2 protein-coding genes are annotated in these 16618 nt (G+C 75.1%); both read right to left on the minus strand.

Annotated elements, in window-relative coordinates:
• A partial coding sequence (locus V6U77_RS24745) for a type I polyketide synthase (RefSeq protein WP_334609070.1) occupies nucleotides 1-10789 on the minus strand: 10789 nt, incomplete at its 3' end.
• A gap of 44 nt (nucleotides 10790-10833) precedes the next feature.
• On the minus strand, nucleotides 10834-16386 hold the full coding sequence (locus tag V6U77_RS24750) for a type I polyketide synthase (RefSeq protein ID WP_334609071.1): 5553 nt from the start codon (nucleotides 16384-16386) through the stop codon (nucleotides 10834-10836).
• Nucleotides 16387-16618 lie beyond the last annotated feature (232 nt).

A 16618-nucleotide genomic window follows, 5' to 3' on the forward strand; every position in this document is an offset into this window, starting at 1 on the left:
GAATCACCCGCTGCTGCGACGGACCATTCGGCGCCGTCAACCCGTTCGACGCACCATCCTGATTCACCGCCGTGCCACGCACCACCGCCAGCACCCGCCGCCCCTCGCGCCGCGCGTCCGACAACCGCTGCACCACCAGCATCCCGACGCCCTCGCCCCACGCGGTGCCGTCCGCCGACTCGGCGAAGGCCTTGCAGCGGCCGTCCGCCGACAGGCCGCCCTGGCGGGAGAACTCGATGAAGGCGCCCGGGGTGGCCATCACGGTGACGCCGCCGGCCAGGGCGAGGTCGCACTCGCCGGAGCGCAGCGCCTGCACCGCCAGGTGCAACGCCACCAACGACGACGAACACGCCGTGTCCACCGTCACCGCCGGCCCCTCGAAACCGAACGAGTACGCCACCCGACCCGACAACACGCTCGCCGAGGCGCCGGTCGCGCCGAACCCGGCGAGCGACTCCCCGGCCTGACGCACGACGGTCTCGTAGTCCTGCCCGTTCGTGCCGGCGAACACCCCGACCCGGCCGCCGCGTAGCGCGAGGGGCTCGATCCGGGCGTCCTCGAACGACTCCCAGGCGACCTCCAGCAGCAGCCGCTGCTGCGGGTCCATGGCCAGCGCCTCACGCGGCGAGATGCCGAAGAACTCTGCGTCGAAGCCGCCCGCGTCGGCCAGGAACGCCCCCCGCGAGACGTAGGAGTCGGTTCCGGCCAGGGACTCCAGGTCCCAGTGCCGGTTGGTCGGGAAGCCCGACATCGCGTCGACGCCGGCCGTCAGCAGCTCCCAGAGCCCCTCCGGGGACTCGGCGCCGGCGGGGAAACGGCAGCCCATGCCGACGATGACGATCGGGTCGTCGCCCACGACGGTGCCGGTGACGGCGGCGGGGACGGGAAGGGCCTGCCCGCCGAGCAACTCGGCGTGGATGTGCCCGGCCAGGGCCGCCGAGTTCGGGTAGTCGAAGGCGAGCGTGGTCGGCAACGCGAGGCCGGTCGCGGCGTCGAGCCGGTTGCGCAGCTCGACCGCCGCCAGCGACGTGAAGCCGAGGTCCTGGAAGGCCCGGTCCGGTGCCACCCGCTCGGCGGAGTCGTGGCCCAGCACGGCCGCGACCTCGGCACGCACGAGTTCGCCGAGAGCGCGCAGCTGCTCCGTACCGGACATTCCCGCCAGGCGGAGGCGCAGGTCGGCCGCCGGCACGGGGGCGTCGGCGGTTCCCGCCGCGCCGGCCTCGGCCAGGAGGTCACGGACCAGCGGGTGGGGGCGCCGGCCGCCGGCGGCGGCCACGCGTGCCCAGTCGATGTCGGCCACCACAAGGTACGTCTCGTCGCGGTCCAGCGCCCGCGTGAGGGCGCGTACGGCCGTCTCCGGCGCCATCGCGCCGAACCCGGTGCGGCTCAGTCGCTGCTCGAACTCACCGGCGCTCACCCCGCCGTCGGCCCACAGACCCCAGGCGAGCGAGGTCGCCGGCAGCCCCTCCGCGCGACGGCGCCGCGCCAGCGCGTCGAGGAAGGCGTTGCCCGGCGCGTACGTGGCCTGGCCGACGGCGCCCATGAGACCGGCGAGCGAGGAGAAGAGCACGAACGCGGAGAGGTCCAGGCCCCGGGTCAGCTCGTCGAGGTTGCGCGCGGCGTCCACCTTCGCCCGCAGGGCGGTGGCCAACTGGTCGACGCTCACGGCATCGACGACGTTGTCGTCGAGGGCGGCAGCGGTGTGCACGACCGCGCTCAGCGGAAGCTCGGTGGGGATCGAGTCGAGCAGCGCCGCGAGCGCGGCCCGGTCGGCCACGTCGCAGGACGCGAGGGTGACCCGGCTGCCGAGCCCGGCGAGTTCCTCGGCGAGGGCAGCGGCGCCCGGCGCCTCGCCGCCCCGCCGGCTGACCAGCAGGAGGTGTTCGGCACCTTCGGCCGCCAACGCACGGGCGACGTGCCCGCCGAGCGCACCGGTGCCACCGGTGACCAGCACCGTGCCGCGCGGCGTCCAGGAGCCGCGGGGACCGGTGTCCCCGTACGCCGCCCGGACGAGCCGGCGGGCGTGGACGCCGTTGCGGCGCAGGGCGACCTCGTCCTCGCCCGTGGTGCCGGCGATCAGCGTCCGGAGCATCCGCACGACGCCCTGGTCGGGCTGCTCGGGGACGTCGACGAGCCCGCCCCACCGGTGCGGGTGCTCGGCGCGCAGCACGCTGCCGAAGCCCCACGCCATCGCCTGCACGGGGTCGACGTGCCGGTCCTGGGAGCCGACGGAGACCGCGCCGCGGGTGGCGATCCAGAGTCGGGCGGTGATCCCGGCGTCCCCGAGCGCCTGCGCGAGCGCGACCGTGCCGGCGAGACCCGTCGGCACGGAATCGGCTCCGGTGTACGGCCGGCCGTCGAACGCGAGGAGGGAGAGCACGGGCAGGGTGCCCCCGTCGTGGCCGGTCGACGCCGCGACGAGGTCGTGGGCGAGCCGCTTGCGGTCGCACGCGGCGTCGACCTCGACGATCCATCCGCCAGCCGCAGCGAGGGCGGCCGCCCAGCCCGTGACGGTCGCGTCGGCGTCGGCGGGTACGACGAGCAGGAACTCGGTCGCCTCGGCGCGGGTGGGGTCCTCCGTGAGCGGCTGCCAGGTCACCCGGTAGCGCCAGGAGTCGAGGGTGGCCTCGGCGTCCCGGCGGCGTCGCCAGGTGGACAGCGCCGGCAGCACGTCCGCGAGCGGGGCGTCGGCGTCGACCGCCAGGCTCTCGGCGAGCGTCGTCAGGTCCTCCGCCTCGATGGCGCGCCAGAAGTCCTCGTCGGCGGCGGTGCGCCGGGCCACCGGGGGACGGTAGGAGCGCGTCGCCGCGTTGATCCAGTAACGTCGATGGTCGAAGGCGTACGTGGGCAGGTCCACCACGCGCGGCCGGGCACCGGCCTGACCGTGGTACGCCGACCAGTCCACCGGCACACCCGCGACCCACAACTGCCCCAGAGCGGCGGTCAGCGCCCCGACCTCCGACTGCTCCCGCCGCGACGCCGCGACACGCCGCACCCCGGCATCCGCGACGATCTCCGCCACCATCGCCGTCAACGTCGCGTCGGGACCCACCTCCAGGAAGGTGTCCACGCCCTGCGCCCGCAGCGCCGCCACCCCGTCGGCGAACCGCACCGGCTGCCGCACGTGCCGCACCCAGTAACCCGGGTCGGTGATCTCCCCCGCGTCCGCGACCGCGCCGGTCACGTTCGACACGACCGGGATCCTCGGCGACTTCCAGTCGAGGCCCGCCACGACCGAGGCGAACTCGTCCAGCATCGGGTCCATCAACCGCGAGTGGAACGCGTGACTGACCGACAGTTCCTTGACCCGCCAACCCCGCTCGCGGGCGGTGGCCACCACCGAGGCGACGTCGCCGACGGCACCGGAGACCACCACCGACGCCGGGCCGTTCACCGCCGCGACGTCGATCGCCGCACCCGCAGCGTCGATGACCTCCCGCACTGCCGCCTCGGACGCACCGACCGCCGCCATCACCCCACCGGACGGCAACGCCTGCATCAACCGACCCCGCGCCGCCACCAGAGTGCACGCATCAGCCAGCGACAACATCCCCGCCACATACGCCGCCGTCACCTCACCGATCGAATGACCCGCGAAGAAGTCCGCCCGCACACCCCACGACGACAACAACTCCCACAACGCCACCTCCACCGCGAACAACCCCGCCTGCGCGAAGACGGTCTGATCCACCAGAACGGCATCGGCAGAACCCGCCTCCGCGAACACCACCTCCCGCAACCCACGCGGCAGGTGCGGATCGATCTCCGCGCACACCTCGTCGAAAGACGCCGCGAACACCGGGAACGCCTCGTACAACTCCCGGCCCATGCCCGCGCGCTGCGAACCCTGACCCGTGAACAACACCGCCCGACGACCCGCCGACACCACACCCGACACCGCCGCCCGGCCCTCGGCCACCGCCGACAAGCCAACTACCAGCTCGTCGACGTCCGAGCCCCACACCACCGCCCGGTGCTCCAACGCCGCCCGCGTCGTCGCCAACGACCACGACACATCCACCGGCGACACGGTCCGGTCCCGCACGAACGACGCCAACCGGGCCGCCTGACCCGCCAGACCCCGCTCCGAGCGCCCCGACACCACCCACGGCACCGGCACCGCCACGACCGCGTCCCCAGACGATGCCCGGACAGACTCCGGCCCCGCCACGACGACAACATCAGCGTCGGGCTCCGGCTGCTCGATGATCACGTGCGCGTTCGTCCCGGAGATGCCGAACGAGGAGACGCCCGCGCGACGGGGACGCCCCACCCCCGGCCACTCACGCGACTCGGTCACCAGTTCCACCGCACCCGACGACCAGTCCACGTGCGACGACGGCGCATCCACGTGCAGCGTCGCCGGCACCACACCCGCCCGCATCGCCAAGATCATCTTGATGATGCCCGCCACCCCCGCGGCGGCCTGCGTGTGCCCGATGTTCGACTTCACCGACCCCAACAGGAACGGCTCGTCGCGGTCCTGCCCGTACGTGGCGAGCAGCGCCTGTGCCTCGATCGGGTCGCCCAACGTCGTGCCCGTGCCGTGCGCCTCCACCACGTCGACGTCCCCGGCGCCCAGCCTGGCGTTCGCGAGGGCCTGCCGGATCACCCGCTGCTGCGACGGACCGTTCGGCGCCGTCAACCCGTTCGACGCACCGTCCTGGTTCACCGCCGTGCCGCGTACGACCGCCAGGATCCGCCGCCCGTCGCGCCGCGCGTCCGACAACCGCTGCACCAGCAGCACGCCCACGCCCTCGGACCAGCCGGTGCCGTCCGCCGCGTCGGAGAAGGACTTGCACCGGCCGTCGGGAGCCATGCCCCGCTGGCGGGAGAAGTCGATGAACGTCTCGGGCGTCGCCATCACGGTGACGCCGCCGGCCAGCGCGAGCTCGCACTCGCCGGAGCGCAGCGCCTGCACCGCCAGGTGCAACGCCACCAGCGACGACGAACACGCCGTGTCCACCGTCACGGCCGGCCCTTCGAAACCGAACGAGTACGCCACCCGACCCGACAGCACGCTGCTGGCCGTGCCGACGCCGAGGTAGCCGTCGAGGGTCTCCGGAACGTCGGCGAGCCCGGCGGCGTGGTGGTGGTACATCATGCCGGCGAACACGCCGACGGGGCGACCCCGCAGCGCGAGCGGGTCGATCCGGGCGTCCTCGAGCGCCTCCCACGCGGTCTCCAGCAGCAGCCGCTGCTGCGGGTCCATGGCCAGCGCCTCGTGCGGCGAGATCTTGAACAGGTCGGCGTCGAAGTCGCCGGCGTCGGTCAGGAAGCCGCCCTCGCGGGCGTAGCTGCTGCCCCGGCGCGTGCCGGACGGGTCGTACAGGTCGTCGACATCCCAGCCGCGGTCGGCGGGGAAGCCGGTGATGCCGTCCCCACCGGAGACGAGGAGGTCCCACAACTGCTCGGGGGAGCGTACGCCGCCGGGGTAACGGCAGCTCATGCCGACGATCGCGATCGGTTCGTCGAGTGCGGCGACGGCGGCGACCGGGGCCGGCAGCGCGTCGGCGGCGGTTCCCGTCTCGGCGTCCAGGTGCTCGGCCAGGGCCAGCGGGGTCGGGTGGTCGAAGACCAGGGTGGCCGGCAGTCGCAGGCCGGTCACCGCGCCCAGCCGGTTACGCAGTTCGACGGCGGTCAGCGAGTCGAAGCCCAGCTCGGTGAACGGGCGGCCGGCCTCCACGGCGGCGGCGTCGGCGTACCCCAGGACCGTCGCGACCTGGTCGAGGACGAGCCGCAGGAGGGCCGCGGCGCGCTCCTCGCGGTCGAGCCCGGCGAGGCGTTCGGTCAGCGCGGCGGTCTCCGCCGGTCCGGACCGCGCGGCGCGGCGCCGGGGCGCGCGGACCAGGCCGCGCAGGACCGACGGCAGGGTGCCCGCCTCGGCCTGGGAGCGCAGCGCCGGGCCGTCCAGCACCATCGGCACCGTCGTGGGCAGGCCGGTCAGCAGGGCGGCGTCGAAGAGCGCGAGGCCGTCCGCGCGGGGGATCGGGCGGACGCCCGCGCGGGCCAGCCGGTCGGTGTCGGCCCGGTCGAGGCCGGCGGTCATGCCGCCGCCCGACTCGGCCCACGGCCCCCAGGCCAGGGAGAGCGCCGCGAGGCCCGCGGCGCGCCGCCGGTGGGCGAGCGCGTCCAGGAAGGCGTTGGCCGAGGCGTAGTTGGCCTGGCCGGGGCTGCCCGTCACACCTGCCGCCGAGGAGTACGTGACGAACAGCGCCAGGTTTCCGCCGGCGGTCAGCTCGTGCAGGTTCGCGGCGGCGTCCACCTTCGGTCGCAGCACGTCGCCGAGGGACCCGGCGGTGAGCGAGGTCAGGGTGCGGTCGGCCAGCACACCGGCGGTGTGCACCACGCCGGTCAGCGGGTGCGCCGGGTCGATCCGGTCGAGCAGTGCGGCGAGGGCGTCGCGGTCGGCGGCGTCGCACGCCTCGACCGTCGCGGTGGCGCCCAGGTCGGCGAGGTCGGCGAGCAGGTCGGCGACGCCGTCCGCGTCGGCCCCGCGCCGGCTGGTCAGCACCAGGTGGCGGACCCCGTGCCGGGCGACCAGGTGGCGGGCGGTCAGCGCGCCGAGGGCGCCGGTGCCGCCGGTGACCAGGACCGTGCCCTCCGGATCGAGCGCCGGCGCCGGTGCGTCGGGTTCCGGGGCGGCGACGAGCCGGGGCACCCGGACCACCCCGTCGCGTACCGCCGCCTGCGGCTCGTCGGCCGACAGCAGGCCGGCGAGGGCGGACGCGGAGCGCTCCCGGTCGTCGACGTCGACGACGAGGAAGCGGCCCGGATGCTCGGCCTGCGCGGAGCGGAGCAGGCCCCACACGGCGGCGCCGGCCAGGTCGGTGACGTCCGCGTCGTCGTCCACTGCGACGGCGCCGCTGGTCAGGACCACCAGCCGGGACCCGCCGGTGTGCCGCTCGGCGGCGAGCCAGCCCTGGAGCACGGCGAGGACCTCGGCGAGCAGGTCGTGGACCGGGCCGGGCTCGGTCGAGGCGGCGCCGGCCACCGGGAGCAGCACGACGTCGGGCACCCCGGCGTCGCACAGCGCGTCGAGGTCGGTGTGCCGGACGGCGGTCACATCCGGCGGCAGCGGCGCGGGGCGGTCGCCGAGCACCGCCCAGGTCGTGCCGTCGGGCGCGCCCACGCCGCCGGCGTGCCGGGGCCAGTCGAGGCGGAACAGCGAGCGACGCCACGCGGACCCGCCGGAGGTGAGTTCCCCGGCCGGCAGGGGCCGCAGCACCAGGGAGCCGACCCGGGCGACCGGCTGACCGGCGGCGTCCGCGACCAGCATGGCCACCGTGTCCGAGCCGGTGGGGGTCAGCCGTACCCGCAGCGTGTCCGCGCCGTGGGCGGACAGCGTCACGTCCGACCAGGCGAACGGCATCCGGGCCTGGCCGGGGTCGACGATGCCGAGCCCGACCGCCTGCACGGCGGCGTCGAGCAGCGCCGGGTGCAGCCCGTACGCGCCGGCCTCGTCGGCTGCCGGCTCGGGCAGCGCCACCTCGGCGTACACGTCGGCACCGAGCCGCCACGCGGCGCGCAGCCCCTGGAAGGCCGGGCCGTAGGAGAACCCGGCCTGCGCGGCCCGACCGGCCAGCTCCGACACGTCCAGGGCGGTGGCGTCGGTCGGCGGCCAGTCCGCCAGTGTGGCCCCGCCGTCCTCAGGTGCCGGGGCGAGCAGGCCGGTGGCGTGCCGGACCCACAGGTCGTCGGTGCCGGACCGGCGGGCGTGCACCGTGAGCTGCCAGGCTTCGCCGCCGGTGCGTTCGGCGGCGACCTGCACGTCCACGCCGCCGGTCTCCGGCAGCACCAGCGGCGCCTGGAGGGTCAGCTCGGCGAGCCGTTCGGCGCCGACCTCCGCGCCGGCGCGCAGCGCCAGCTCCACGAACCCGGTCCCGGGCAGGAGCAGCACGTCGCGTACGGCGTGCTCGGCCAGCCAGGGCTGGTTCTCCACCGACAGCCGGCCGGTGAGCGTCACCTCGTCGCCGTCGGCCGAGCGGAACACCGCGCCGAGCAGCGGGTGACCGGTCGGGGTCAGCCCGGCGGCGGTGACGTCGGCGGGCTGCGGCAGGGGCAGCAGCCAGTAGCGCTGGCGCTGGAACGCGTACGTGGGCAGGTCCAGCGGCGCGGGCGGGCCGGCGAAGAGGGCCGCCCAGTTCACCGGCACGCCCCGGGCCCAGACGGTGGCCGCGGCGGCCAGCGCGGTGGCCGCCTCGTCCTGCTCGGCGCGCAGCATCGGGGCGCAGACCGCCTGGTCCGCGCCGACGATCTCCTGGGTGAGCGCGGAGAGCACCCCGCCCGGTCCGACCTCGACGAACGCGCCCACCCCCAGCTCGCGCAGGGTGGTCACGGCGGCGTCGAAGCGGACCGTGTCGCGCACGTTGCGCAGCCAGTACGCCGGGGAGCGCACCTCCTCGGGGTCGAGCACCGCGCCGGTGACGGTGGAGACCATGGGGATCCGGGGCGCGGCGAAGGTCAACTGCCCGAGCACGGCGCCGAACGCGTCGCGCATCGGGTCCATCCGGGCGGAGTGGAAGGCGTGGCTGACCCGCAGCCGTTTGGTGTCGCGGCCGAGGGCCGCGAAGTGTCCGGCGACCGCCAGCACGGAGTCCTCGTCGCCGGAGACGACGACGGACTCCGGGCCGTTGACGGCGGCCAGCCCGGCGCCGGCCGCGTCACCGGCGGTTTCCAGGTGCTGGCGCACCTCCGCCTCGGTGGCGCGGATCGACACCATCGCGCCGCCGGTGGGCAGCGCCTGCATCAGGGTGCCGCGGGCCGCGACCAGGCGGGCGGCGTCCGGCAGCGACAGCACGCCGGCGATGTGCGCGGCGGCCACCTCGCCGACCGAGTGCCCGGTCACGAAGTCCGGCACGACGCCCCAGGACTCGACGAGCCGGTAGGCCGCCACCTCGACGGCGAACAGCGCCGCCTGGGCGTAGCCGGTGCGGTCGAGCACGTCGGCGGGGCCGTCGAGCACGCCGCGCAGGGGACGGTCGAGGTGCTCGTCCAGTGCCGCGCAGGCGGCGTCGAACGCCTCGGCGAAGACCGGGAACGCGACGTACAGCTGTCGGCCCATGCCGACGCGCTGGGCGCCCTGCCCGGTGCAGAGCACGGCGACCCGGGTGGGGCTGGCGACCCCGCGCCGTACGGACGCCGCCGGAACGCCGTCGGCGAGCGCGGTGAGCCCGGCGACCAGCTCGTCCCGGTCGGCCCCGAGCAGCACCGCCCGGTGTTCCAGGACCGACCGACCGGCGGCCAGGGCCCGGCCGACCGCGGCCGGCGCGACGTCGGGGTGCTCGGCGAGCCAGGCGCGCAGCCGGTCGGCCTGGGCGCCGAGCGCGGCCGCGCTGCGCGCGGAGACGACCCACGGCAGCGGGGCGGGCCCGGTGACGGCGTCGGCGGCCGGCTGCGGCGCGGGCGTGGCGGCCTCGACGATGACGTGGGCGTTGGTGCCGCTGACGCCGAAGGAGGAGATGCCGGCGCGCGGGGGACGTGACCCGCGCGGCCACGGACGCGGCTCGCGGAGCAGGCTGACCGCGCCGACCGACCAGTCGACGTGCGGGGACGGCTCGTCGACGTGCAGGGTCCGCGGCAGGACGCCGTGGCGCATCGCCATGACCATCTTGATCACACCGGCGACGCCGGCCGCGGCCTGGGTGTGCCCGAGGTTGGACTTGATCGATCCGAGCCACAGGGGCTGGTCGTCGCCCCGCTCGCGGCCGTAGGTGGCGAGCAGCGCCTGCGCCTCGATGGGGTCGCCGAGGCGGGTGCCGGTGCCGTGGGCCTCCACCGCGTCCACGTCGGCCGCGGAGAGCCGGGCGTTCGCGAGGGCCTGGCGGATCACCCGCTGCTGCGACGGGCCGTGCGGCGCGGTGAGGCCGTTCGAGGCGCCGTCCTGGTTGACGGCGGTGCCGCGCACCACGGCGAGCACCGGGTGGCCGTTGCGCTGGGCGTCGGAGAGCCGTTCCAGCAGCAGCAGGCCGGCGCCCTCGCTCCAGCCGGTGCCGTCGGCGGTGGCGGCGAAGGACTTGCACCGCCCGTCCGGGGCCAGGCCGCGCTGGCGGCTGAAGCCGATGAACGTGTCGGGGCTGGACATGACGGTGACGCCGCCGGCCAGCGCGAGCGTGCACTCGCCGGAGCGCAGCGCCTGCACGGCGAGGTGCATCGCCACCAGCGAGGACGAGCAGGCGGTGTCGACGGTGACGGCCGGCCCCTCGAACCCGAAGGTGTACGCGATCCGGCCGGAGACGACGCTGCCGTGGTTGCCGGTGCCGACGAACGCCTCGACCTCCTCCGGTACGCCGTTGAGGCGGGAGACGTAGTCGTGGTACATCACGCCGGTGAAGACGCCGGTGCGGCTGCCCTTGAGCGAGTCGGCGGCGATGCCGGCCCGCTCGACCGCCTCCCAGGCGACCTCCAGCAGCAGGCGCTGCTGCGGGTCCATGGCCAGCGCCTCGCGTGGGGAGATGCCGAAGAACCCGCCGTCGAACTCGCCGGCGTCGTGCAGGAAGCCACCCTCGCGGGTGTACGACTTGCCGTGCGCGTCCGGGTCGGGGTCGTAGAGGTTCTCCACGTCCCAGCCCCGGTCCGCCGGGAACGGCGTGACGGCGTCCACGCCGGACTCGACCAGCCGCCACAGCGCCTCGGGGGTCCGCACCCCGCCCGGGTAGCGGCAACCCATCCCCACGATCGCGATCGGCTCGTGGTTCTGCTCGTCGACGGCCCTCAGGCGTTCGCTGGTCTCGTGCAGGTCAGCGGTGACGCGCTTGAGGTACTCGCGGAGCTTGGCTTCGTTCGCCATCGGGTTGATCACCTGTCGCTAAGGGGCAAGCGGCGGACTCGTGGTCAGGATCGGCCGAACTTCTGGTCGATGAAGTCGAACAGTTCGTCGTCCGAGGCGTCGTCGAGGGCCTGGCTGACGTCGGCCGGGCGGTCGGTGACGTCGCTCCACCTGGTGACCAGCGCCCGGAGGCGGACCGCCACGGCGGTGCGCGTCTCGTCGTCGCCGGCCAGTCGTTCCAGCTCCTCCGGCCCGGCGGCGGCGAACGCGGCCTCCAGCCGGTCCAGCTCGGCCAGCAGGCCCGCTTCGGGCGCCGACGGGGCGGCGTCGACCAGCAGGAAGTCGGCGAGGGCGGCGGGCGTGGGGCAGTCGAAGATCAGGCTCGCCGGCAGCCGGATCCCGGTCAGGGCGGTCAGCCGGTTGCGCAGCTCCACCGCCGTCAGCGAGTCGAAGCCGAGGCCGGTGAACGTCTGCCCCGACGGCACGACGGTGGCCGGCGGGTAGCCAAGCACCTCGATGACCTGCGCCTTGACCAGGTCCTCCACCAGCCGGCCGCGCTCGGCCTCGGGCGTGGCGGCCAGGCGTTGCGCGAAGGACGCCCCGCCGTCGCCGCTCCCCTCGACGACGCGCCGCCGGGCCCGGACCAGGCCGCGCAGCGGGGCCGGGAGCTGACCGGCGTCGGCCTGGCGGCGCAGCGCGGCGGGGTCGAGCAGCGCCGGCACCAGGTGGGGGCGTCCGCTGCGCAGGCTGGCGTCGAAGAGGCGCAGCGCCAGGTCGGTGTCGAGCGGGACGAGGCCGTTGCGGCTCATCCGTTGCCGCTGGGCGGCGTCGAGGCCGCCCGTCATCGCGCTGTCGGCGGCCCAGAGCCCCCAGGCCAGGGAGATGGCGGCGAGGCCCGAGGCGCGCCGGTGGTGGGCGAGGCCGTCCAGGAACGCGTTCGCGGCGGCGTAGTTGCCCTGCCCGGGGCCGCCGAGGACACCGGCGACCGACGAGAAGAGCGCGAACATCCGCAGGTCGTGCCCCCGCGTCAGCTCGTGCAGGTGCCAGGCGGCCTCGGCCTTGGCGGAGAGCACGGCGGCCACCCGTCCGGGGGTCAGCGCCGAGATCACCGCGTCGTCGAGGACGCCGGCGGCGTGGACCACTCCGGTGAGCGGGTGCGCGGCGGGGACGCCGGCCAGCAGGGCGGCGAGGGAGTCGCGGTCGGCGACGTCGCCGGCCACCAGCCGGGCCTGCGCGCCCAACTCGGCCAGTTCCGTCAGCAGCTCCGCCGCGCCGGGGGCTTCCGGTCCCCGCCGGCTGACCAGCAGCAGGTGGCGCACCTTGTGCGCGGCGACCAGGTGCCGGGCCAGCAGGCCGCCGAGGGCGCCGGTGGCCCCGGTGACGAGGACCGTCCCGTCGGGGTCGAGTTCGGTGCCCGGCGCCGGGTCGAGGACGGCGGGTGTGAGCCGGGGTGCCAGCACCCGCTCGTCCCGCACCGCCAGCTGGGGTTCGCCGGTGGCGGCCGCGCGGGCCACCAGGTCCACCGTGCCGGGCTCCGGTCGCCGCGCGTCGTCGAGGTCGATGAGCACGAGGCGGTCGGGGTGCTCGGCCTGGGCGGAGCGCAGCAGGCCCCACACCGCGGCGCCGGGCAGGTCGGTCGCGCGGTTGGCGTCGCCGGCGGGTACGGCCCCGCGGGTCAGCACGACCAGCCGCCGCTGCGCCAGCCGGTCGTCGGCGAGCCAGCCCTGCACGGCGGTCAGCACGGCGGCGAGCCGGCTCCGCGTCGCGGCGGGGACCGGGGCGCGCTCGTCGTCGGTGTACGCGGCGAGCAGCACCAGCTCCGGGTCGAGCCGGCCGGCGTCGACCGCCTCGGCCAGCTCGGTGAGCCCGTACCTGGCGATCTCGGACAGGTCGGACGGCGCGTCGCCGAGGAGCACCACCCGGACGGTCGCCGGGGTGCCCGGCGTCACGCTCTGCCAGGTGACGTCGTACAGCGAGTCGACGTCCGCGTCGGTGCCGCGTACCTGGTCGGCGGTGACCGGGCGGGAGACCAGGGAGGCGATGCGGGCGACGGGGGCGCCGGCCGGGTCGGTCAGGGTCAGGGCGACCCCGCCGCCGCTGCGTCGGGCGCGTACCCGCAGGGCGGTGGCGCCGACGGCCGCGAGGGTGACGCCGGTCCAGGCGAAGGGCAGGCGTACGCCGGAGTCCTCCCCGTCGGAGTCGAGCAGGCCGACCACGTGCAGCGCCGCGTCCAGCAGCGCCGGGTGGATGCCGAAGCCGGTGACCTCGGTGCCGTCGGGCACCGCCACCTCGGCGCAGACCTCGTCGTCGCTACGCCAGACGGCACGCAGCCCGCGGAAGAGCGGACCGTACTCGACGCCCAGGCGGGACAGCTCGGTGTAGATCCCGTCGACCCCGACGGCGGCGGCGGCGCTGGGCGGCCAGGGCGACGGTTCGGGGCCGGCGGGCTGCGCTCCGGCGGGTGCGAGGACGCCCGCGGCGTGGCGGTCCCACTCCCCTTCCGGGTCGGCGGCGGTCCGGGAGTGGATGGTGACCGGCCGGCGGCCCTCCTCGTCCGCCGTGCCCAGCTTCACCTGCACCGCCCGGGCGCCCTGCTCGGCGAGCACCAGGGGCGCCTCCAGGGTCAGCTCGTCGAGGGCGTCGCAGCCGACCTGCGCGCCCGCGTGCAGGACCATCTCGACGAGGGCGGCGCCGGGCACCACGACCGAGTCCCAGACGACGTGCTCGGCGAGCCACGGGTGCGTCCGCGCGGAGAGTTCGGTGCCGAAGATCCGTACGTCGTCGTCGGCCACGCGGACGGCGGCGCCGAGCAGCGCGTGGTCGACGGGGCGGACGCCCAGCCCGGGTGCTCCCACCCCGCCGGCGGTGACGTTGAGCCAGTAGCGCTGGTGGTCGAAGGCGTACGTGGGCAGGTCGACCGTGCGGGGCCGGGCCCCGGCAGCGGTGAGGTACCCGGTCCAGTCGACGTGGCCGCCGGTGACGTACCACTCGGCCAGGGCGGCACGCAGCGTGTCCGCCTCGGGGTGGCCGGCGCGCAGCGCGGCGGTGAACCGGACCTCGCCGGTCGCCTCGACGCAGTCCTGCGCCATCGCGGTGAGCACGGCGTCGGGGCCCAACTCCAGGAACTGCGTCACGTCCTGCTCGTGGAGGGTGCGCACCGCGTCGGCGAACCGCACCGGCTGCCGCACGTGCCGCACCCAGTAACCCGGGTCGGTGATCTCCCCCGCGTCCGCGACCGCGCCGGTCACGTTCGACACGACCGGCACCCTGGGCGGCTGCCACGACAGCCCCGCCACCACCGACGCGAACTCGGCCAACATCGGATCCATCAACCGCGAGTGGAACGCGTGACTGACCGACAACTCCTTGACCCGCCAACCCCGCTCACGAGCACCCGCCACCACCAACGCCACCTCATCGGCGGCACCCGACACCACCACCGACGCCGGACCGTTCACCGCCGCCACATCCACGCCCGCACCCGCAGCGTCGATGACCTCCCGCACGTCGGCCTCGGACGCACCGACCGCCGCCATCACCCCACCCGACGGCAACGCCTGCATCAAACGACCCCGCGCCGCCACCAACACACACGCATCAGACAGCGACAACATCCCCGACACGTACGCCGCAGTCACCTCACCGATCGAATGACCCGCCAGGAAGTCCGCCCGCACACCCCACGACGACAACAACTCCCACAACGCCACCTCCACCGCGAAGAGACTGGCCTGCGCGAAGACGGTCTGGTCCACCAGAGCGGCCTCGTCAGAACCCGCCTCCGCGAACACCACCTCCCGCAACCCACGCGGCAACAAGCCGTCAAACCGCGCGCACACCTCGTCGAACGACGACGCGAACACCGGGAACACCTCGTACAACTCCCGGCCCATGCCCGCGCGCTGCGAACCCTGACCCGTGAACAACACCGCCCGACGACCCGCCGACACCACACCCGACACCGCCGCCCGGCCCTCGGCCACCGCCGACAGACCGGCGACCATCCCGTCGACGTCCGAGCCCCACACCACCGCCCGGTGCTCCAACGCCGCCCGCGTCGTCGCCAACGACCACGACACATCCGACACCGCAAGATCGGACCGGCCCCGCACGAACGACGCCAACCGCCCCGCCTGACCCACCAGACCCCGCTCCGAGCGCCCCGACACCACCCACGGCACCGGCAACCCCACGGGGCCCGCCGCCGGCTCCTCCTCGACCTCGGGAGCGGTCTCCGGCTCCGGCTGTTCCAGGATCACGTGCGCGTTCGTCCCCGAGATGCCGAACGACGACACACCCGCACGACGGGGACGCCCCGCATCCGGCCACGCGCGCGACTCCGTCACCAACTCCACCGCACCCGACGACCAGTCCACATGCGACGACGGCACATCCACATGCAACGACGCCGGCACCACACCATGCCGCATCGCCAAGATCATCTTGATGATGCCCGCCACCCCCGCAGCCGCCTGCGTGTGACCGATGTTCGACTTCACCGACCCCAACAACAACGGCACATCCCGACCCTGCCCGTACGTCGCCAACAGAGCCTGCGCCTCGATCGGATCACCCAACGTCGTACCCGTACCGTGCGCCTCCACCACATCCACGTCGACCGCCGACAGACCCGCACCCGCAAGAGCCTGCCGAATCACCCGCTGCTGCGACGGACCATTCGGCGCCGTCAACCCGTTCGACGCACCATCCTGGTTCACCGCCGTGCCACGCACCACCGCCAGCACCCGCCGCCCATCGCGCCGCGCGTCCGACAACCGCTGCACCAGCAGCACGCCCACGCCCTCGGCGAGCGCCGTGCCGTCGGCGGCGTCGGCGAACGCCCGGCAGCGGGCCACCGGCGACAGGTTGCCCTGGCGGGTGAAGTCGACGAACACCGCCGGGGTGGGCATCACCGTCACGCCGCCGGCCAGGGCGAGGTCGCACTCGCCGGAGCGCAGCGCCTGCACCGCCAGGTGCAACGCCACCAACGACGACGAACACGCCGTGTCCACCGTCACCGCCGGCCCCTCGAAACCGAACGAGTACGCCACCCGACCCGAGGCGATGCTGCCGGCGTTGCCGAGACCCAGGTAGTCCTCCACCCCGGCCGGCGGCGTCTCCGGCGGGTGGGCGTACCCGCTGTGCGTCATGCCGGCGAAGACCCCGACCCGGGCGCCCCTCAGGCTGGTGGGGTCGATGCCCGCCGACTCCACGGCCTCCCACGAGGTCTCCAGCAGCAGCCGCTGCTGCGGGTCCATCGCGAGGGCCTCGCGCGGCGAGACCCCGAACAGCCGGGGGTCGAACTCGGCGGCGTCGGGCACGAAGCCGCCCTCGCGGACCGAGGACGTGCCCGGCCGCGACCGCTCGGGATCGTAGAGCGACTCCAGGTCCCAGCCGCGGTCGGTCGGGAAGGAGGCGATGGCGTCGCCGCCGGCCGCCACGAGGTCCCACAGCTCCTCGGCCGTACGCACCCCGCCCGGGAACCGGCAGCCCGTGCCGACGATCGCGATCGGCTGCTGCGCCTCGGCCTCGACGTCACGGAGCCGTTGCCGGGTCCGCCGCAGGTCGGCGGTGACTCTCTTCAGGTACTCCCGGAGCTTGTCTTCGGTGTCCATCAACCCAGCCCATCGCGATGCACGGCGGAGACTCGACGTAAGCGACGGTACGAATGCGCAGAAGTCTCAGGCGACACCTGTATCTGTCGTTCGGCTCGCTCGGCCGAGAGCCACGAGGATCCCTATCTGCGGGGAGAAGTTATTGGGTACGCGCGAGCGCGGACAACCCCTAACCAGGCAACCGGCCAGCTAGGGGTGTCCGGCCCCGACCCGTCGCACTAGCGTCGCCTCGACC

It is taken from the genome of Micromonospora sp. CPCC 205546 (assembly GCF_036902715.1).
In the GTDB taxonomy this organism is placed as follows: domain Bacteria; phylum Actinomycetota; class Actinomycetes; order Mycobacteriales; family Micromonosporaceae; genus Micromonospora.